This is a genomic window from Paenibacillus sp. CMAA1364, from assembly GCF_054373195.1.
The window spans coordinates 26,752-49,047 of record NZ_JBITNB010000009.1 but is presented as its reverse complement, the minus strand read 5'-3'; the positions used below and the strand labels follow the sequence as shown (position 1 = coordinate 49,047).

The window sequence follows — 22,296 nt, the reverse complement described above, 5'->3', positions numbered from 1 at the left end:
TTATGCACCTTTAACTGACCAATACCGGATAACATTCAAGCCAGTATTGGATACACGTATTTTTGATACTTTCAACTCTTCCAGCGTTTCATAGAAGGAATCTTTCATTCTCAAGGAGTAGTATAAGTTCAGGGTTGCTAAATAGGCGTCTTCATTATCCGGATAGCTTTGACGAAATAACTTACTATAACGTAGTCCCTCATCATAGCGCCCTAGCTCAATTTCACTTAATATTAACTCAGCAAATACATTTTCACTCTTTAATTCCGTATTTAACAGATGATCTAACAATTTAACGTAAGTAAGGCGATGCGACATTTGCATGCGTGAGTCCATAAATCCACTCAACATATATAACTGAATCGCATTGGCATAATGCAACATAATGTGAGGGTCATTACTCTCTCGTTCATATTGCACCGACCATTTCTGAATCTCTAATAACATCTTGCGTTTTATTTCCATCAAAGCCGTTACGGCATAGTGAGATGTTTCCGTGTCCTCGTTGCTTGCAGCATGTTGTAACAATGGCGTAATCGTATCGTCCATATCCTCTTTTAATACATCAAGTAGTAACCTTCTTCTTGTTGCAAGATCATTAATGAGAAGGACCTCTTCTAGAGGTGCCCTATTCGTTTCCCTTTTTACATTTATCTTCTCAAACGTGTTGTCTTCTCTCTGATTTCTTTCAATTAAATCAGAAAAACGGCTAGTCTCCGAAGAATTCTCCATTTTTCCTGCCATCTCACGCAACAGTGATAGAAGGAGTCCAAAGAATGGAATGAAGAGGACCATCAATGCAATTAATATTAGATCACGATCATCTCTTCTCCATTGTACGACCATATAAATTAAGGCAACTATATAGTATCCAATTAGTGTGATCTCAAGCATATATTTCTACCTCACTAATTACTCTTGTCACAATTCCGTTCTCGATCAAACGCTGCACAACAATATCAGCTTCTTTAATATTAGAATTCGATAATAGCAATACCAAGTTGTTTTCCATCATTCCAAGATAATCGGAATCACGCAGTACGGTTGTAATTTGCTCTGATAGAATTTTAATAGGAAGTCCGTCATGTATGACCTGTAGCAATACAAAATCACTATTATACTGCTGTTTGGCACTAGATTTCGATTCTAGTACCTGGAGAAAAACAGATGATTTAAGAACTGATGTATCTTCCACAAAACGTTCATTTCGTGTTATAACAGCATGTTTGAATGCTCGAGATAGCGATCCCGAAATCAACTCGACAGACACTTTAAATACGTTCTCAAAGCTTAGATTAAGCTTTGAGAATGACGGATCATATACCGACACAACAGCTACAACCTTCTCTTCATGCAGAATAGGCGCTACGAGCATTGGCTCATCTGGGTTCATGCTACGATTAACAAATAGTCTTTCTTTACTCAGAACTTCTTGTATATATGTGTGATCGGACACTCTCATTGTTTTGGGTAAGTTAAATCCCGAAACGTTCGAACTAATCATTAACCGCAGGAAGTCAGAATCATTTACTGAATATATTGATATTCGTTCAACATCCAGCAAGTTCGACAGTACGTTAACAGATGAAGTAACAACTTCCTCTGGCTCTAAGCTCTCCAACGTTTTAATGATGCCATAAATACGACCTATACTATCCTTACTATTAATCAATTGATGCTGAAGCTCATCTTTTACCGCACGTGTATCTGTATAGACTTCTTTCAAAAAGGCATATTTCTCATTCACCATTTCAAGTTCACTATTATGACGCACATGATCTCGGCGACTCTTATCCGAAACGAACCCGACGATAAGACCGAAGAATAAATAGATAGCTATCATAAATAGTACTTCTGGATCATAAAAGAGCGATATCCATTCTCGACCTTTACTTATACTCTCAAATATAAATAATCCGGAGGCTAAAACGGCTGACAGTGCTGATTGTCTGGTGCCATATATAATTCCAAGTAAAATAATATAAATCAGCTTAATATCTATGCTCGTATACATAAGAATTTCTGTACCAAACAGCGTTATACTTGCAATGACTGCAAATGCCAATAAGTTCTCCACATACGGTTTTATTGTAGATATCAAACCAGTCATATTCATTTTTTTATCTTCCAAAAGCTTTGGTTGTGAGGCTTGTTGTGATTGCTTGAACCAATCGTGTGTCTTACTAAGCCCTTCTTCCAAACTGTAGATCGGTACCCAATCCAAATCTTGTTTAATTCGAGTGTTATCTAAACTAGACTTGTAAATATCACCTTCACGTGGCTGCAAGTAATTCACTTTACTGACTTGTTTCAAACTTCCCAACACTTCTATAAGTTGATTGATACTTGTCTGATTATTGGTAGATAGATTATATACTCCAGTTACATCGCTCTTAGTTCCTCGATAAATACCATCAACCACATCCTCAACATAAATAAAGTCCCTTGTCTGACCGCCGTCTCCATACACATTTATGTCTTTGCCATCACGCAAACGATCCATAAAAATAGAGACAACTCCGCCTTCCCCAAGACTTCCTTGTCGAGGTCCATAGACGTTGGAGAAACGAAGACACAACGTTTTCAACCCATATAACTCATTCCATTTCTCACAATAGTATTCTCCTAATTTCTTATTAATCCCATAGGGTGACACGGGATTTCCCTCATGTTTTTCCGAGAGAGAGACCTGATCATACGGCCCATATATCGCTGCAGATGAAGCAAATATAAACTTGGAGACATCCGCTTTATGAGCCAAATGAAGCATATTCACAAGACCGAGAATATTAGACTGTGTATCCAGTTGAGGTCTTTTTAAAGATGTAACAACATCCACTTGAGCAGCAAGATGTACGACAATATCAGGCGATATACTTCGAAAAATCTCTTCGCATTTTTTATCTTCAACACTTAGTTGATAAAATTTATGCGGTACTGTCACATTTGATCTTTGACCTGTAATTAAATTATCAATAATGTATATGTTATACCCTTCCTTGTAAAATCGCTCTGCAACAAATGAACCGATGAAACCACAACCACCTGTAATTAATACATTCAATGATTACTCCTCCTTCAAAGTAGACAATCCAAAAAAAGGTTGCGCTATCTTAACAAAAAATAAACACTACTTAGCGTAAGTACCACTTTATTCTAGGTTGTTAATGAAATAGGATATGGTAATGGAAAACATAACCAATGAAAATCATATTCTTGATTTGGACTTGGAATAGAAAGGGTTTCCTTTTACGTAGATTTAGTAGTCTTGTACAGCGTATGAGGGTTCTAGCGAAGTAATTTAATTGCAGTCAAAGATAATTTCCCTAAAATCGACACTATGTAATATCAATTTACATATTATAGTATTACTCTAATTCAAAAGACCTATTATATGCAACCCTTTTTATAAATTAACCCAAAGTTTAATTAACACTTCCCCGAATCTTTGGTAAAACGTGGTATAGTATTCATTATAATCAAATATTATCATTAGTTTTTTGGAGGTCTTACATGAAAAAAAATAAAAAGGTGAGTACATTAATTATATTTATAGCTATTTTTGTATTACTCGGATCGTCGTCAACAGATTCAAAAAAAATATCTCCTGGGTACCGATTAGTTGTTTATTATGGAATACCAGAAGGCGTTAATAATCTATGGGATATTGATAAAGCTGCGAAGGTTTTCAGTGAGTATGATTACGTCGTATTTGGAGATAAACTCCAATTGTCAGATAATGTCCATTTCCAATCAACTAAAGAAATTATAAGCAAAATCAACAAAGACAAACCATCCGCAATTATATTTGGCTACGTTGATTTGGGTGTTACTACGGACAACTTATCCATGAATGTCATTAAAGAAAGAATTGATCAATGGAAGTCCATTGGGATTAAAGGTATCTTCTTTGATGATGCCGGATATGATTACAAAGTCAGTCGAGCTAGGTTTAATGAAGCGGTCAAATATGTGCATAGTGTTCAATTATCCGCCTTTATCAATGCTTGGCATCCTGATCAGGTCATGGGGAGTGCTATTCATCCCACATATAATCCGAGTGGGGAGAAAACCGCGCTTGGGCGTAACGATTATTATTTGCTTGAGGACTTTCTTCAATCAACTGATATTACTAAAGCAAATAGTCCTAGCGTATTCACGCCTACTTTTAGACAAAAAATAGATAAAGTTCTTCATTATAGAAAAACTATGGGTGTACGTCTGTTGAGTGTCAGTGTAATGGATTACACTTCTTTTTCTTCAACAGCGGTTAGGAAATTTTTCCGAATGAATGAATCTGCCGCAGGAATTTTCTCATTAGACGGTTACGGTATCGCCCCCTTAGATTATAGTTCTTCAGAAGTCAGTGAGGATAAAGTGACTAGTCATCCGTATATTTCTAACTTTATGGAATATTACAATGTGAATGTACAATATATTTCTAAATATGGAGATAAGGATTTTGCAAGCAAACACTTTAGGCTTCATTCAGTAAAAGGTAAACACTTTTACAATTATCCAGCTACTGCGGAATATTAAACACTGGCATTTTAAGATAATAGCTTACCAATATCCAATATTTAAACAATGGATGTAGGTATAAGAATGCCACCGCAAAACTTGTGATTTCAATTTTATAAAATTAATTTTAAAAAATAAGGATGAATTCCATTCAATTCCAAATGGAAATTATCCTTATTTACGTTTTTATCGGTCTATTTAACTTCATAAACGTCAATATTCTTTTGCGGTTGATAGCAAATATGGCTGCTGTCTCTCGCAAGTGCATGCCAACATCACCCAAGTTAGATGAAACTTCGTTCCCTTGTCAATGTTTTAATTCTCTATCCTTCGCTTCACTTTATAGCTCCTTTTGAAATACCTCTTTTTCTTTATGTGTGTTGATTTGATGATTACAGAATAGATTTTATCTTCATTAACAGTATCTATTCTCATATCTGTTTGGACTCTTCTACCGTCATATCTAAGAATTAATAGAACATACCAATAGAAAACAGTACGTTGCAAAGGTTATCGTGACAATATTTATTCTGCAATACTTTTTTTAAAAGAAATCCACGAGATCATTGATTTGGAATCATGATGAATACCCACTGAATCTGATACCTTTATCATACGAAAAACAGGCATCTTTCGCATCAATATATTGTATGAAGGAAGCCTCTGAGACGAGATCTATACATGCAGAAAATAAAGCTTTCTGCACGAAGTAGCGAAGGTAACGCGATTCTCCTATAGAAGGCGGAGCGTTCCGAAAGGCAATCCATGATCAAAGCAGCATCCTTTATTTAATATAGAAAAAATCATTAGTCTTTGCCAATTGTTAACTAAATAATCTAATAATACTAATGGAGACGTTATGGTTAATTACCATAGATTTTGGGGCAACCTCTACTATATACAAAGCAAATATTTCTTGCCATTCAAATAATATCCTACAAGTTAATATCAGTGACAAAGGAGATACTATTCATGAAACGTAACCAAACGATGATGCAGTTCTTTGAATGGCATATTGATCACGATGGAACACACTGGAACGCACTTCAAGAAGTCGCTCCGCAATTAGAATCAAAAGGCATTACTGCAATTTGGATTCCGCCTGTTACGAAGGGGCTATCCGTTCATGATACAGGTTATGGGGCTTATGATCTCTATGATCTAGGCGAATTTGATCAAAAGGGATCGGTTAGAACCAAGTATGGTACAAAAGAAGAACTGATGAATGCGATCTCGGCTTGTCATGAACACGGTCTTGTCGTTTACATAGACTTGGTCATGAATCATAAAGCGGGAGCGGATGAAAAGGAGACTTTCCAGGTCGTTGAAGTGGATGCTAACAATCGCACACAAGAAATATCAACACCATTTGATATCGAAGGCTGGACCAAATTTACATTTCCAGGCCGACATGAACACTACTCATCATTTCAGTGGAACTTTGAACATTTCAATGGCACAGATTATGATGCACGTACAGAACGTGTTGGCATCTTCAGAATATTAGGTGACCATAAGCACTGGAATGATCAAGTAGATCATGAATTGGGCAACTATGATTACTTAATGTTTGCGGATATTGATTATAATCATCCACAAGTCACATCTGAAATGATAACGTGGGGCAAGTGGCTTGCAACAACATTGTCTTGTAACGGTTACCGCCTTGATGCTATCAAACATATAAACTATGAATTTATCAAACAATTTGCACAACAAATGGTACAAGAACGAGGAGATGACTTTTATATCGTTGGCGAGTTCTGGAATCCAGATCTTGCGGAATGTCAGCAGTTCCTAGATACGATCGATTACGCCATCGACTTGTTTGACGTATCTCTTCACTATCGATTTCAAGCAGCCTCTCAAGCGGGAAGAGACTTCGATCTTAGAACTATTTTTGATCATACACTCGTTCAGTCCCATCCTATGAATGCTGTTACTTTTGTAGATAATCATGATTCACAACCTAATCAAGCTCTTGAATCGTGGGTTCAAGATGCGTTCAAACCGTGTGCTTATGCTCTTATTCTATTAAGAAAAGATGGATTTCCCGTGATATTCTATGGGGATTACTATGGGATTGGTGGGGACAATCCTCTGGATGGGAAACAATCCATCATCGATCCGCTACTATATGTTCGTTACCATAAAGCGTATGGGGAGCAACATGATTACTTCGATCACCCAAATACGATAGGGTGGGTTCGTCTTGGCATACCTGAAATTACAGCCTCCGGGTGTGCCGTTGTCATATCGAATGGTGATCCTGGAGAGAAACGGATGTCTGTTGGCGAGCAACGTGCCGGAGAAGTCTGGATCGATTATACACGCAATAGACAGGATAACATTACTATAGAACGGGACGGTTACGCTACATTCCCTGTTCATAGTGGTAGTATTTCTGTATGGATTAATTCAGAACAGGATACTCTTTAATCTCTTCTATCTATCTTGATCCAACACACTCCTTATACTTTACCATTCAAAAATAGTTTGACATTGGTTCAAATTTAAGTAGAATAAATTAGGCGCTGACTGTATGGTTCTTCAAAGTACCCAGTAGTCATTAGCGTCTGTTTATGGATTTCTTTACGATCATAGTCCGTGAATCAATCAAAATTAGAAACGGAGAGTGATCATTACATGTCTAAATCACATGTCGCAACAACCCCACCGGAGTTCTCAATCAAAACCATCATTGCTCCGCTTATGGCAGTTATTTTAGGAATGATTATGGTTATTCTGGATAGCACAGTTATCAATGTAGCTATACCTAACCTACAGCATTATTTCAATGCTAATCTAAAAACAATACAGTGGAGTATTACTGGATACACATTAGCATTAGCTGCAGTTATCCCATTGGCTGGTTGGCTGACGGATCGATTCGGTACGAAGCGAATATTTCTCATAACCATAACATTATTCACGCTCGGATCTGCGCTTTGTTCGTTAGCTCAGACGTCGGAGCAACTGATTCTATTTCGAATTATTCAAGGCGTTGGAGGCGGCATGGTCGCCCCCATTGGAATGGCTATGGTCTTTAGACTTGCACCGCCCGACAAACGTGGATCAGTCATGGGTGTGCTTGGTATTCCGATGCTACTTGCTCCTGCAGCTGGACCTATATTATCAGGATGGCTAATTGATATTGCCTCCTGGCATTGGATATTCATAATTAACGTACCGATTGGCATCGCAGCTATTATCGTAGGATTGAAATATTTACCTCAATTTGAGAGCAAGAAGGCCCCCTCTCTTGATATTCTCGGCATGATTCTTGCTCCAATCGCCTTTGCTATGCTAGCTTATGGTGTCAATGAAGGTGCTGCCGATTGGTCATCCCCAAACACCAAAATCGGATTGATCGTTGGTGGCGTTGCTCTTATTCTCTTCATTATCGTGGAACTAAGACTGAAAGAACCTTTATTAGAACTTCGTGTCTTTGGCTCTTCTGACTTCACACGAGGTGTGCTCCTATCTTGGATTATTCAGGTAGCGATGTTCGGTGCCATACTTATGATTCCCCTATATCTACAGAACGTAAGAGGATTTACCCCTCTACAAAGTGGGTATACCACACTTGCTCAGGCCATGGCTTCGATGGTATTCATGCCTATCGGGGGAAGGTTATTTGATAAATGGGGAGCTCGCCCGCTCGCTATAACCGGTATCACTATGGTATCTACAGCGTTGTTCCTACTATCCCAGATTAACTTAAACACTTCGATTAGTATGATTGTTATCCCGCTTGTTCTCATGGGTGGTGGCATGGGTCTAACGATGATGCCTTTAAATACGCATATCTTGAACTCTGCACCACGAAGACTTGTGCATCGTGTTACACCATTAACATCGGCAACTCAACAAGTCGTTACATCCTTTGCTATTGCTGGGTTGTCCGGGTATCTTACTTCACAGATTCAACATTATAATTCCACGCCGGGGACACCTCAAGAGATGCTAACTGGATCGACATCTGCATTTGCTGACGTATTCTTCTTAACAGCCTGTATCGCCGTTGTTGGTTTACTATTGAGTACTATTCTACGCAAACCACGAGTGAAACAAGATGATGTGATGGAAGATCACAGCGATATGCCTAATGCCAAGACAATGATTTCACATTAAATATATAACATAAGAGGATATCCTACATACCAACACAAATGGTAGTAAGACATCCTCTTTATTGATTACACACTACCTATTTATTGAGAATAGACACTGTATAATGAATCGCTTCAAGCACTTCTTTTACAAAAGGGATATTCTCCTTCTCCCACTCCTGCGGACTATCCATACCATATTCATCAACATATTCTAATAACTGTGAGGCAACTCCCTGAAGAGATTTACCTTTCATATCCGATTTCCCTCTTAACACTTGGATAGCAAGCTTCATCGCTGTAGATGTATCTTTGATAAAGGGATATTCATCCCTCTCCCATGCCTTGGCATTATCCATATCATATACTGAAATCCACTTCTCTATTAATTGGGCTGCTTGTTTCTCGTTCATTTGACTCATATTAGGTCACTCCACTCTTATAATCTATTCATTTTAACATGCTCGTACCTATTGTTCTATTTTTTTTGCTTTTCTAAGCTTTTATAGATATGGTGTAAAGGCAGTACAATTTCACGTACATAAAGGATGGGTTATTATTGATTACTGAGAGCCAAGATTCAACTTATATATATACCTTTGCATGTAGTAAAGATGAACATTCCTTATGGGAGTTGGAGATGCGCTCTTTGTTCAGTCAGGAGACGTCGTCATTCATTATAAAGAGTACTATTTGTATAGATGTCAATCGTAGCCCCTTTGTAAAAGAGAAGGTAGAAGTCATGTATGAAGGAAACAACCTGCAGGATATCTTGAAGCAAGTAGAGGCTATCGTACTGGATGAGGAAACCTTCAAAGTGATCTATGTTAAGATCAACGACCTAACACAAGAAAATAAGATATCCTATGAGGACAGACGACTTATTGAGAGAGACCTTGGGTTACATATCGATGGAGAGGCTGATGTCCACCATCCCGATCATACGTTTGGAATTGTGACATTTGAGGGCCGATGGTACTTCGGAAGGTATCACAAGAATGATGCAGTATGGTTTCATCATATGAAAAAACCACGTAATTATTCTATTGCACTTGGGACGCGACTTGCACGAGCGCTAGTAAATATCGCTATTCCCAATCCAACAGGAATTCGATCGATTGATCCATGCTGTGGAATAGGTACGGTATTGGTTGAGGCACTTTCCATGGGCATCGATATCATAGGACGTGATTTCAATCCACAAATTGTCCAGGGTGCCCGTGAGAATATCAATCACTTTGGATATCCTTGTGAGATTACTTATGGGAATATCGCTGACATTTCTCAATCTTACGATGTCGCCATCATTGATATGCCATACAATCTATTCTCATCAACCACACCAGAGGAACAACTATTCATCCTCCAACATGCTCGTCGTATTGCAAGAAGAGTAATTATTATTACAATAGAGACGATAGATGACATGATCATAGATGCAGGATTTATGATTACCGATCGTTGCGTAGCTAAAAAACGGGCGTTCACTAGACAAGTTATTGTATGCTCTTAATTTCTCCACCAAGTAGATGTTGGATAATCCGATGATCCAATCCTTACCTGTTCTCCAATTCTAGGCGTAGAGATTGCGATACGCTTATCTTTGGCAGCCTTTAATGCGCGTTCTGCTGGGTCAGTCCAGTCATGAAATGCCAAGGTGAACGCACCCCAATGGATTGGAATCATCAGTTTCCCTCTCACATCTATTTGCGCCTGGACCGTTTCCTCTGGTGTCATATGAATTCCTGCCCAACGTTCATTATATTGGCCACACTCCATCATTGTGACATCAAATGGCCCATACCTTTCCCCGATGTCCTTGAAATGAGGGGCATAGCCCGAATCTCCACTGAAAAATATCTTCTGCGATTCACCTTGGATCACCCAAGAACACCACAGTGTCTTATCATTGCCCAGTGGTCTCCTTCCAGAGAAATGTCTGGCAGGTGTACTTACCAAGGTAAGCCCTTCGTACAATGCATGTTCCCACCAATTCAATTCTGTAATCTGCTCAAGAGGTATACCCCATCTAACTAAATGAGCACCTACACCAAGGGGAACGAAGAAATGTTTGACTCTATCCTTAATTGTTAGAATACTACCATAATCTAAGTGGTCATAATGGTCATGGGATAACAGAACTGCATCAATAACGGGTATATTCTCCAACTCAATCGGTAACACGGTCTCATATCTTTTCCCACCTATCCATGGGAAAGGTGAAGGGGCCCTACCAAACATGGGATCTAGTAATAACGTGCTTCCATTCAATGTAATGAACAACGTCGAATGACCGAACCATGTAATCGTAGCATCCTCTTCTGCCTGTAGCCTGAGGGGATATTGACTATCAATGGGTAGTGGCTTGTCTGGCCTTCCATTTGGGTTCCCTCTGAGAAAGTCCACAAGCATAGACAGGAATCCTGCAAAGCTTGTATCCATAGAAGTTGGTATCGGATTGATAAATTTACCTTTAGCGTAATTGGGTAAAGAATTATCCTTATCATACATTTCCTTAGAAGACAGCGCACCTAATGACGGGTAATATCTGAGTACAACGTACACTACTATAGATACCACCGCCACAATACTTACTAAGATGATTATGCTGGTCTGCATGATGAATTACCTCGATTCCTATCTATTTCACTTGATGTTCAATCCATTGCGGTACATCCTGCACAGGGATTGGCTTACTGATGAGATATCCCTGAATCCGATCACAGCCTAATTGTTTCAATACAGAACGTTGATCCTCTGTCTCCACACCTTCACCAACGATCTCTAATCCCATTTCATGTCCAATCGCAATAATAGCGTTGGTAATGGATACATCTCTTTTATGATCCGGCACACCATCGATAAACAACTTATCAATTTTCAATGTCGTTATAGGGAGTTGTTTCAAATAACTTAATGAAGAGTACCCTGTGCCAAAGTCATCTAAGGCAATTGCGATTCCTTTAGCCCTTAGATACGCTAATTGGGCATTGTTCTTATCAAAAGATTCCATGATCCTCGATTCTGTTATTTCTATTTCTAGATACTGAGGACTAAGGCCTGTCTCATCTAATATATTTAATACCATATCAGTGAAATCCTCTTGTAACAGCTGAACGACTGAAATATTAACAGATACACGATATCCCTCATATCCTTGATTGTGTAAGTTCTTCATCGCGTAACATGCCGTTCTGAGAACCCATTGCCCAATGGGAATGATTAAGCGGCAATCCTCAGCAATGTTTATGAACGTTAAGGGAGACACGAATCCAAGCACCGAACTATTCCATCGTAATAACGCCTCGAATCCCCATATCTCCCCTGTGCGAATATCGAGTTGTGGTTGATAATAAAGTGATAACTCTTCATTATCGATAGCCATCCTCAGATGTTTCTCTATGACGATTCTATGATTGAAGGAGTCTTGTATTTGTTGATTGTAGATCACATATTTTCCTTTTCGAATCTCTTTAGCCTTATACATAGCCACATCTGCATTCTTAAGAAGCTCATCTTCATTTAATCCATGTTCTGGATACTGTGCGACACCCATACTCAATGAAATATGTACTTTACTGTCACCAATTAGAAATCCAAGGTTAAATTGTTCCATACAGCACTCTGCATAATGAATGATATCTTGATCCATTTGAATATTGGTAAGAAGGATCACGAATTCATCTCCGCCGAAGCGATAATGGGATGCGTTACCGTCTGTTATACTACTTAGCCGCTTACCCACTTCGATCAACACTTGATCTCCAAATGCATATCCCATCGTATCATTAATTGCCTTGAAATTATCAATATTCAAGAAGAAGAGCGCTGCTTTACCGTTCTTGTTCTGATCCATATAAGTGCGGAACACATCACTTAGCGATAATCGGTTCGGTAATGCTGTTAATGCATCTTTATAGACTAATTCAACCATTTTCTTCTGGGATTGCTTCAAGAGTTCAATATCCGAGATTGACCCCGTCATTCGATAAATCTCTCCGTTATCATCCCATAGAACCTTACCTCTCAAAAGGAAGCATTTATAAGTACCATCAGAGAGTAAAAGTCTCACTTCACACTGGTAAAAATCACTTTTACTTATTTGATGCTCTTTCACAGCATCCATATATACTTCAATATCATCTGGATGTATGTGATCTGTTTTAATCTTATTATTATCGCATTCCTCCGCATTGATTAATAATAATTCGTGCCACCGTTGTGAATAATAATATTCATTGTTACGATAGTCGATATCCCAAATCCCATCATTCGTTGCATTGGTGATAAGAAGATATCGTTCTATATTCTTCGTGATGTCTCGTTGGCTTTCGATCAATTTATGTTCCGTATCCATTTGCTCGCTTACATCTATCATCGATCCAACTAATCTTGAATTCATGCTATTAGGATCTCGTACCACTGTACCTCTAACGCGAAACCACTTATAATCTCCTATTTTAGTCTTCAAACGATATTTACTATCATAATTTTGCGTCATACCCTCTAAACACAGCGTTCTATACACATGTTCAGCTTCAATATTGTCCGGATGAAGAATGTCCATCCAACCGCCACGAGATTCGTTAAGTTCATCCTTGTCGTAACCTAATATCTCATACCAATGATCTGAGAAGTAATATTCATGGCTCATCAAATCGAAGTGCCACACAACAACACCAGAACTTTTCGTCGCCAGAATGAAATCGTCATTTATCTGTGCTAGTCTATTCCTTGTCCTCTTCACTTGTTCAACATAATATACAAGCATTCCTATGAAGCTAACTAAGATTATAAAAATAATATATAGGGTCTCCATTATTCTCACTCAACTCTCTCCTGCTATAATCCCATGCTGTCATTCTCGGGTGCTAAATCACTTGATGTATAACAAGTTAGAACAATTTAAGTCAATTAAAATATATATTCGACATGCTCTATTATTGTTTCGTTAACATATCATCATCTTCCTGCTTTACAAATGAAAAAGTCGCCTGAATCAATTGACTCAGACGAACACTACAACCTATTCACTTTTCATGTCTTTCGATATACATAAATTTTCGTTCGATAGAAATCACGGCATGTGATTACGCGTTCAGGTTGCCAGTCAGGAATTGCAAAACATACACTGATAACTACAGCATCATGCCGCAGTTGATCCTTAAATAGTTGACTTAATCTCATCATTGCTCCTGGATATAAGTAACATAACACCACTTGTGCATCGTCATAGGAATAATGATATAGATCTCCACGTATAAAGGAAACATTATCTACTTTTTTCAGCCTTATTATCGCTCTGGATATCCATAATGGAATAGAGGAGTTCTCTATCCCAATCACCTGAGAGCCAAGCTTCCTTCGTGCTATATCGAGTGCAAGTGTTCCCCAGCCTGAACCAGCTTCTACAATTAGCCCTCGTTCATCCAATCGGTTGATCTCAGCAATAACGGCTCGTCTAACTACACTTGATGAAGGCATCGGTGATATGCCATTCTTCCAGCTAGCATAGACAATAGACATCACTGCCCCTAGTACAGCCAACATGAGTAGACCCGTGATGACTTGGGATAGCGTTCCCGCCATGTATGATATCCCCCAATATGTTAATTATTATAGACTTATCGATATTTATCATAATGTTCTTGCGTGACCATCTTCTTTTCCAATGCTCTCTTAGGATGGATTAGAAACATTGGACTGAGGACCAAAAAAAAAATGAGAATAGATAAAAGAAGATTGCCATTTCCATGGCTGCACCTGGCGTCTTTGCAGCTTGTAGCATCCATATGCCCAGGGCAACTAATGCAAACATTAAGATCACATAGGCTATAATGAAATAGGACTTTTTATACTCACCTTTAGAATCGGATTGATCTTCATAACCATGTTCTCTCTAACCACAAAGCTCATTATAAAAACAAGAATATATAAGGCCATGGATTGCCACCCAAGTGGCGTATCCCAAGTTAAATAGAGAAAAGGTATGTACGTATACATCGTTAACATCACCAACATAATAAAGACATTAATACTGTTCACTCTGATCCCATTATCGCCAAATTTCAACCATATGGCATACAGTAGCAAACATATGACGAGTACAGAAGATACACTAGCTAAGAACCATGTTAAATTTTCTGTTGCCGCTCCAAAGAGGATGGAGAATACAACAGCAAGTCCTACCACATTAGGGATATTTGTTTTCCCAATCGGCTTTCGATCCATTGTAAGGTCCCCCCTTTGTATGATATATGTCAGATTGATAGGTCTTAACCTTTTATATATGAATTGAAACCACATGTGTTCAGTTGAACTTAATAACGCCTGATGAATGTAGGAATACGAATATGATTAGGATCGGAGCTACGTATCGCAATATGAACAACCAGATGCGGAACCATCTTGCGGTAAGACCCGCTTCCTCAGCAACACCCTTATAGTAATATCCTACAAATATTGTGACAATCAATCCGCCAAGTGGCAACAACACATTCGATGCGAAGAAATCCATCCAATCAAAAATCGCTATTCCACCAAATGTTAAGTTTGGCGTGACCCCTAGAGACAGTGCCGCAGGCACACCTAATATGAACGTTCCCATGGCGATCATCCATACTGACCGCTTTCTACTCCATCCAAAACGATCCATGGTATAGGTTACCGGCACTTCCAACAAGGATACCGTTGAGGTTAATGCGGCAATGGCCAGTAGAATAAAGAACATTCCTCCGAAGAAGGATCCAAATGGCATCGCAGAGAAGGCGGCTGGCAGGGCAACAAAGACGAGACTTGGTCCTTCGTCTGGAGCTATTCCAAAGGAGAAGGTCGTAGGAAATATAATTAATCCAGCAATGAGGGCATAAATTAGATCACCCGCACCGATAGCAAGCGTAGCTGCCCCGAGTGACTGACCCTTCCTAACGTAAGTACCATATGTAATCATTGTTCCCATCCCAAGAGATAGCGAGAAGAATGCATGACCTAGCGCAACGAGTGTAGACTCCGCATTCAACTTAGAGAAATCAGGGTTTAAGAAGAATGATACGCCTTCACTAGCACCTGGCAAGGTTAAGGAACGTACCATTAATATGATTAATAGAATGAGCATCCCTGGAATAAGGAATTTATTAAACTTCTCAATCCCTCCGGAGATTCCCTTGACTACGACAATCCCAACAAGCACCAATACAGCGAATTGCCATGCAATTGGTGTATATCCTGACATGAACTCACTAAATTGAAATGAAAAATCTGAACCTGATGTGAATTTACCGCTAAATGATAATACGGCATAATGAAGCGTCCAGCCTGCCACGATCGCATAGAAGGACATAATGATAAAGGGTGCAATGACGGAGATCATGCCAAGTCTACCCCACATTTTACTTCCACTTAGATTGACAAAGGATGATGATGCACTTCCCCTACCGCCTCGCCCAATCGCAAGCTCTGCTAGAAGAACGGGTAATCCAATTACAACTAGACAGACGATAAAGAGGATGAAAAATGCAGCTCCGCCATATTGTCCTGTAATATACGGGAATTTCCACATATTCCCTAGGCCCACTGAACTTCCGATTGCCGTAAGTATAAATCCAGATGATGAGAACCGCTCATCATTTGCTGTAGACAAACTATGTTTGTTAGATTTCAAACTCATGACTTCCTCCCAATGATGTAAAACCTTGCGCTCAAGGCTAAACCTTCTCTATTTAATCTCAACATTATACTAGACGCTGACATATACGTATAGTTGTAATGTATTCTTACTTGGACGGAGTTATTTTCTTCACTAGCAAGACAATCAGCATTAGTGATACTAAGATAATCACCACATTGAACCATATCTTCGCTTGCATCCACCAAGGTGCTGGTCCTTCGCTTGTTGGAGCGTCTTGTACAATCTGTTGTGCTTGGAACTTACCCACCCTTACATCCTCATGCTCGATATACGTTTTGAAATTCACAATATCATATTCAGGCTGGATCGCATCAGATTTGCCATACCATAACTGATAAGGACCCGCTCCTATATCCTCAAATACTATTTTGTCCACAATGTAGCCCATTTCAAACGCTGTAATATCCAAAGGCAAGTTATCGTGATTGTTTAGTTCTATAGTGATATTTGAGCTTCTAGTCGGTGTTTCAAGCATGATTGTATTGTTTGTAATCTGTTTATCTTTGAAATTCAATTGATAAATATCTTGTGAACCAGCTGTTGTCATCCTTACATCTTGATCATCGTATACCTTGTAAGATCTCTTATAATTATTACTCTTAGTCGATAACTGCAATTGGGTTACTTGAAGTCGGCTCTCATTCTTTACGATAATATGAGTAACCTTATCTACCTGTTTCATTTCATAAGACGGTTTACCTAACTTCTTATAGTCAATCCATTGTCTTTCTTGCGTGTTATGGATTAATTGTAGAGTCGGAAATATCAGTTTCTCTACATTGTTAAGAACATTCAGGCGATAATATTCATACTTATACTCCGAACCGAGTTCGATCGTATTCTTCACCAACTGATCCGTTCGGTACAGATCACCCTGATCAATGAATTGCCATTGGTGTCCGTCATAACTTCCGTACACTTTAATGCGTTTCAGGAATGTTTCCTCTGGTAACTCTACAGATAGAAGATTACCGCGAATATCCTTATGTTCTGCCTCTGGGGTAATCTGATAATCCAATAACATATTGCCATCTTTCATAGCGGTATGAACTAAGGAAGAGGTATACTTCTTGGTCATGTCCTTCGCCAGCCCATAACCGCTATCAATATAATAAGGTACGAACTGCCCTTTTTTATCAACAATTCGAAGGTCACTTAAATCTCCATTTGCTCCTGCATATACCTCTTCATCTAAGAATAGTCCATGATATGGGTCGGTACCCTGTAAATCGATGCCCTTTGAGAACTGCCAACCTTGTTGCTCTACCGGGGAGTCTGCAACAATCACATTTCCCCCTATACACCCCCACATTAAGAACATGATCACAACAAGCGCACTAGTCCTTCGAATCCACACGTATCTGCACATCGTCATTGTTCTCCCCCATTCTGCTTGATACTGTCTGATAACCATAAGAGATACCAAGTAGTACAAGCCCAAATGTGAAATACGCAATAATTGTGCTTCCCGTCGATAAGAAACTTAAATCATATAAGATTAGTTTCCCGGTAGCGACAAGCGTCAGACCCAATCCTAAGCGTCTAATATATACGTAACGATAACGGAACCCAAATGCAATATAGACAATAGCAAGTAATAAATACAGCAAGCTAAATAGTAAACCTATCTCCTCCAATTGGAATTGAACGACCAGAAAAGATGTTAATAACCCCAGTAAGTAAACACCCATAATCATCGGATATAGCTCGATACTCTTATATTGCTGACGAATCAATGCAATCAGCACATCTCGGATACTGAAGAACACCAATAGGTTAATGCCAACTAATATACCTAACGCTATATATTCGGTTGCCGTATTATAGCCATAATTAGAATGTAGCACTGGCGTGCTTAATGTAATGATGAGACAGAATAAGTATCCGATTACGTATAGCGCTAGCGTGTAATACTTCACGACACGATCATACAACACTGTAGCTTTGGACAGCGCATAGGCAAGTCCAATGGTTATCGTTGCAATAAGTAACAGTCTATAGAAGTCGTAATGGCTGAATTCCCACGGTACCCAATGTTGATATAGATTTCCCATCTCGTACATCAGATAGAACCAGACGTTTAGTAATGTAATATATTTAAACACGGTGACGAGTTGGGCTTCTATAGGACGACTATAGAGATTGGCTACTTTTGTATGCTGCTGTATAGCGTAATACCATGTCACTAACAGCATGCCAACCGTAACAAAGCTATATTTCAGATCAAAGTAATCACCAGCGTAGCCAATGACATTGATGAATATGTCAAAGATAAAGAATGATCCTAAACATAACGCTAGAATCCCCCAGCCCGCTCTTTCCAACGTCTTAAATCGATTAAGACTTCCATAGATCGTTAATAACACACCTTCTATAAGCCAACCGATAGATACCCACTCGGCTCCGAACTGGAACGGAATCATAAGCACGGCAAAAGTGAGTGACGTGGCGTAGAACAGCAGGATCGTCTGCTTCTCTTGTTGCATATACTTCTCCATAAACCTGCCCAATCCAAAATAGACCAAGCAGAAGACTAATGCCAGTAGACCATGGTAATTATCCCACTCGGCTGCAACAAACAAGATATATAATGCAGAACAACTAATGAACGTATTTAAAGCTAATAAGGAGAAATCCCACCATGATAACTTGGATAATTGCTTCAGCGGATAACCCAGTGTGATGCCTAGGTACATCATAAACGTCACCACGACATACAACATGCTTATAGATTGGCTATTAGATAGCCCGATTAAAGCGATCATACAAGGAACGTTGAATAAGAAACTGATGTAATTGACAATGACCCAACGCTTACGAAAAGAAACGAGCAATATCGATACATTCAATAGGATCAAGTAACACATCGCTATATAAACAGCCTTGCCCTCAAGTCCGAACGCTCCCATGTAGGAGAATAGCGGTAGATAACCACCCACCAGACCGAGTGAAATAATGGTCTTTGAATGATACCTTAATGCCAACAGTACGGCTGTGAGCGACACTAGAACAGATAGTCCCAATCCCGCATATATATTTATAATATCTAGTAAAAAGTAGCTATAAAAGATCGATCCGTACAGGACGGATATTCCGCCACCCAGTAAGCCCAACGCAAAGGTTTGTTTCTTCTTACGGAATAACCATTCTCCACCTACGAGCATCAGCACACCTAATAAGAAGAAGGTGCTTGCCTTCATGTATCCGTTAAACCAACCCGAATACATCATTTTGAAGCTGGTTCCGACGGCTAAAATGATCAGTAGTATAGCTACCTTATTCAACCAATTTAATCCAATTTTCATCTCAAATTGATTCTGTTTTATTCTTCTTTGCATGACTTCTTCCGTCACTTCTTCTGAAGCAAGTTGGTCGAGACCACTCTTCACTTGTTGTTGTAGTCTTTTCTCGTCAGCAATCAATCGCTCACGCTGGATCATCATCTTATGTTGTAATTCATTTGAGATTTGGGCAATCTTCCCGGTCATTTCTTCCTTATCTTCATTCAAATGATGTGTTGCTCTCTCATACATACGGTGAACGCCTGTCTTCGCTTGATGCTCAAATGCATTCAACCGATTCACATGCTCACCTGAATTACGCGCAAAGTATGTATCTAGCTTCTCTTGGGTTACATGGATGATATTTAGCTTTTCGTTCATGATTTGCTCGGATAGAGCCGTTCGAATCTTTACATTCTCTGTCTCTAAACGTCCCGCCTTTTCCTGCAATGTCGTTAGGCGAAGCTGATATTCCTTCGTTTTCTCTCGAAGTTTCTCATTCTCAATCATGACATCTTGCGACTCATATTCACGAACTAAGGCCTGAACCTCTTTGCTCAATTTGTTCTGGCTATCTTGTATATGGAATAAGCGATCTTTGAACTCCTTCATATCATCCCTCCGATGGTTCTAACGGGTAATATTTACATTTTACTATAGATCATCGGTAAATAGATTAATAATTAGAAATCACATTATTCCATAATCCAATTTGATTATTCTGTGCTTCACGCTTCAGATGTGAGAACTTCTCTGAATATAAGATGTCTGGGGGAATGGACATCGTATTCGCATAACCTTCCATAATCAATGTTTCATTGAACATGACTGGGTCATCTTCAACAAATACAAAGCGTAACCATCGGTCATATTTATCTGTCTCACGCACATCTTTAAATAAATACACGGTCTTCCCCTCAAGATGTTGTGTGCTAAAGTCACTTGCCTCTTGCCCATAATACCCGACTTCACCAAATACTTCAGGTGTGTTGATCCCAATCAATCGCACTTTATGTCCAGAGACGGTCACGAAGGTATCGCCATCAACAACACGTTTGACCACTTCCATCTCGTACTCCTTATCTAACAATTCAGGGTAATCCCTATCCATTTGCATAGCAAACGGGGACTGACCTATAACGTCTTCAGTCCCCGTGTTCATACATCCTGATATGATAATTGAGAGTGCTAGAACGATATACAGATAAATTCTCATCGTTATCCCTCGTTTACTACTTATTCGCCACATGCACTTTTAACAGTTTACCCTTGATCGTCGTATCCTTCATCACTTGAAGAACAAGTGGTCCCTTGCCGTTCAATATTTCAACATACGATACATTATCTTGAATCGTAATAATACCAATGTCGTCTGATGTAACACCTTCAATTTTGGCTAGCGTGCCTACAAAGTCTACAGCTCTTATCTTCTTTTTCTTTCCACCGTTGAAATATAGCTTCGTGATATCCTTGTTTAATTGCTTATTCTTTTCCTGTTTGAGGGTTGGCTCAATCCCGATCTTCGTTTGGAAAGCTTCTCTGTTCTGTTCAACAGCCTCTTTAGCAGGAGGATTCATTTTTGAGATCGCAAATCCAATATATCCTTCAATTTCACTAAGGAACTTCTCTTCATAAGGCGTTACGAATGTGATCGCTTTACCTGTCTTCCCTGCACGACCGGTTCTACCTGTACGATGTACATAACTTTCCTTCTCCATCGGTAGATCATAGTTGATCACATGGGTGATATTATCAATATCGATTCCTCTAGCAGCTACATCCGTAGCAACAAGATAGCGGAATTGCCCTCTTCTAAAGTCATTCATGACTTCAAAGCGATCCTCTTGGAGCATGCCCCCATGGATTTTGGCACATGTATAGTTGGCATTGGTTAATTGTTCGTTGACTTGATTCACATGCTCTTGTGTGCGACAGAAGATAATACAGCTATCGGGATTCTCAACCACCGTGATATCTTTAAGCAGCGAGAACTTCTCGGATTCCCTTACTTCATATAAGGAATGCTTGATCGTATCTGTCGTGATACCCGTAGATTTAATCTCAATGACCGCAGGGTTATTCATATATTTATAGCACAGTTTCTCTACATCATGCGGTAACGTTGCGGAGAATAACATCGTCATTCGTTGCGTAGGTAGCTTTTCAATAATAGACTCTACCTGCTGAATGAATCCCATGTTCAACATCTCATCGGCCTCATCAATGACTAGATATTCTATACGATCAAGGACAAATGTTCCTCTCTCGATATGGTCTAATACACGCCCAGGAGTACCCACAACGACATGACTCTTCTGCTTCAACTCTGCTGATTGTTTCGCATAAGGTGATTTTCCATAAAGGGGTGTTGCCTTGATCCGTTTATATCGTCCGATGTTCGTAATATCCTCGTTCACTTGGACAGCCAATTCACGCGTAGGTGTAAGGATAAGCGCCTGAGGCTTATTCTCCTTCCAATCCACCATGTCACAGATCGGAATACCGAAGGATGCCGTCTTTCCGCTTCCTGTCTGAGACTTCACGACAAGATCCTGTCTCTTCAATGCCATCGGGATGACTTCATGTTGTACTTCTGTGGGTTCATTATAACCAAGACCTTCAAGCGCTCTTGTAATTTCTTCACTAAGTGTATATTCTGTAAAACCTTGGTTGCTCATGTTTCGACCTCTTCTAT

Annotated in this window: 16 protein-coding genes; 4 read left to right on the top strand and 12 right to left on the bottom strand. The window is 39.3% G+C overall.

What is annotated here, in order from left to right; translation table 11 throughout:
- Both ACH8E3_RS08235 and ACH8E3_RS08230 read right to left on the bottom strand, forming a co-directional pair.
- Nucleotides 1-894 carry a hypothetical protein gene (locus ACH8E3_RS08235; protein ID WP_458632144.1) on the bottom strand — a complete coding sequence of 298 codons (894 nt, stop codon included), beginning with the start codon at nucleotides 892-894 and terminating at the stop codon, nucleotides 1-3.
- Complete coding sequence (locus ACH8E3_RS08230; protein WP_458632143.1) at nucleotides 887-3,064, bottom strand: NAD-dependent epimerase/dehydratase family protein; 2,178 nt, start codon at nucleotides 3,062-3,064, stop codon at nucleotides 887-889. The genes ACH8E3_RS08235 and ACH8E3_RS08230 overlap by 8 nt, the downstream gene beginning before the upstream one ends.
- 449 nt (nucleotides 3,065-3,513) lie before the next feature.
- On the opposite strand from ACH8E3_RS08230, the gene ACH8E3_RS08225 reads away from it, so the two are divergent.
- The 3 genes from ACH8E3_RS08225 (at nucleotide 3,514) to ACH8E3_RS08215 (ending at nucleotide 8,655) form a co-directional block, all read left to right on the top strand.
- Entirely contained in the window at nucleotides 3,514-4,539 is a 1,026-nt protein-coding gene (locus ACH8E3_RS08225) for a hypothetical protein (protein WP_458632142.1), read from the top strand.
- A 954-nt stretch (nucleotides 4,540-5,493) separates the two neighbouring features.
- Nucleotides 5,494-6,960 carry an alpha-amylase gene (locus ACH8E3_RS08220; protein ID WP_458632141.1) on the top strand — a complete coding sequence of 489 codons (1,467 nt, stop codon included), beginning with the start codon at nucleotides 5,494-5,496 and terminating at the stop codon, nucleotides 6,958-6,960.
- Nucleotides 6,961-7,167: 207 nt separating this feature from the next.
- A complete protein-coding gene (locus ACH8E3_RS08215; RefSeq protein WP_458632140.1) occupies nucleotides 7,168-8,655 on the top strand; it encodes a DHA2 family efflux MFS transporter permease subunit in 1,488 nt (495 codons plus the stop codon).
- 76 nt (nucleotides 8,656-8,731) lie between these two features.
- Here the strand turns inward: ACH8E3_RS08215 and ACH8E3_RS08210 are convergent, their stop codons facing one another.
- A complete protein-coding gene (locus tag ACH8E3_RS08210) occupies nucleotides 8,732-9,055 on the bottom strand; it encodes a hypothetical protein (protein WP_458632139.1) in 324 nt (107 codons plus the stop codon).
- Between the two features lie 137 nt (nucleotides 9,056-9,192).
- Between ACH8E3_RS08210 and ACH8E3_RS08205 the strand changes: the two genes are divergently transcribed.
- Nucleotides 9,193-10,146: a TRM11 family SAM-dependent methyltransferase gene (locus ACH8E3_RS08205; RefSeq protein WP_458632138.1), complete on the top strand. Its 954-nt coding sequence runs from the start codon at nucleotides 9,193-9,195 to the stop codon at nucleotides 10,144-10,146.
- Here ACH8E3_RS08205 and ACH8E3_RS08200 read toward each other — a convergent pair.
- From ACH8E3_RS08200 to ACH8E3_RS08160, 9 genes are all read right to left on the bottom strand, one after another.
- The gene (locus tag ACH8E3_RS08200; protein ID WP_458632137.1) at nucleotides 10,143-11,252 is read right to left on the bottom strand and encodes an MBL fold metallo-hydrolase; all 1,110 of its coding nucleotides are present in this window, start codon (nucleotides 11,250-11,252) and stop codon (nucleotides 10,143-10,145) included. The genes ACH8E3_RS08205 and ACH8E3_RS08200 overlap by 4 nt on opposite strands.
- A 22-nt stretch (nucleotides 11,253-11,274) precedes the next feature.
- Nucleotides 11,275-13,452: a sensor domain-containing protein gene (locus tag ACH8E3_RS08195; RefSeq protein WP_458632200.1), complete on the bottom strand. Its 2,178-nt coding sequence runs from the start codon at nucleotides 13,450-13,452 to the stop codon at nucleotides 11,275-11,277.
- A 218-nt stretch (nucleotides 13,453-13,670) separates the two neighbouring features.
- Complete coding sequence (locus ACH8E3_RS08190; protein WP_458632136.1) at nucleotides 13,671-14,222, bottom strand: class I SAM-dependent methyltransferase; 552 nt, start codon at nucleotides 14,220-14,222, stop codon at nucleotides 13,671-13,673.
- A gap of 243 nt (nucleotides 14,223-14,465) precedes the next feature.
- Complete coding sequence (locus ACH8E3_RS08185; protein WP_458632135.1) at nucleotides 14,466-14,864, bottom strand: hypothetical protein; 399 nt, start codon at nucleotides 14,862-14,864, stop codon at nucleotides 14,466-14,468.
- A 79-nt stretch (nucleotides 14,865-14,943) separates the two neighbouring features.
- Nucleotides 14,944-16,299, bottom strand: coding sequence for a sodium-dependent transporter (locus ACH8E3_RS08180; RefSeq protein WP_458632134.1), 1,356 nt, complete (start codon nucleotides 16,297-16,299; stop codon nucleotides 14,944-14,946).
- A 106-nt stretch (nucleotides 16,300-16,405) separates the two neighbouring features.
- A complete protein-coding gene (locus tag ACH8E3_RS08175; protein ID WP_458632133.1) occupies nucleotides 16,406-17,608 on the bottom strand; it encodes a DUF3999 family protein in 1,203 nt (400 codons plus the stop codon).
- A gap of 49 nt (nucleotides 17,609-17,657) precedes the next feature.
- A complete protein-coding gene (locus ACH8E3_RS08170; protein WP_458632132.1) occupies nucleotides 17,658-20,213 on the bottom strand; it encodes a DUF2339 domain-containing protein in 2,556 nt (851 codons plus the stop codon).
- Nucleotides 20,214-20,277: 64 nt separating this feature from the next.
- Nucleotides 20,278-20,817, bottom strand: a complete 540-nt coding sequence (locus ACH8E3_RS08165; protein ID WP_458632131.1) for a thermonuclease family protein — start codon at nucleotides 20,815-20,817, stop codon at nucleotides 20,278-20,280.
- 16 nt (nucleotides 20,818-20,833) lie between these two features.
- Nucleotides 20,834-22,279, bottom strand: a complete 1,446-nt coding sequence (locus tag ACH8E3_RS08160) for a DEAD/DEAH box helicase (protein WP_458632130.1) — start codon at nucleotides 22,277-22,279, stop codon at nucleotides 20,834-20,836.
- Between the last annotated feature and the right edge of the window lie 17 nt (nucleotides 22,280-22,296).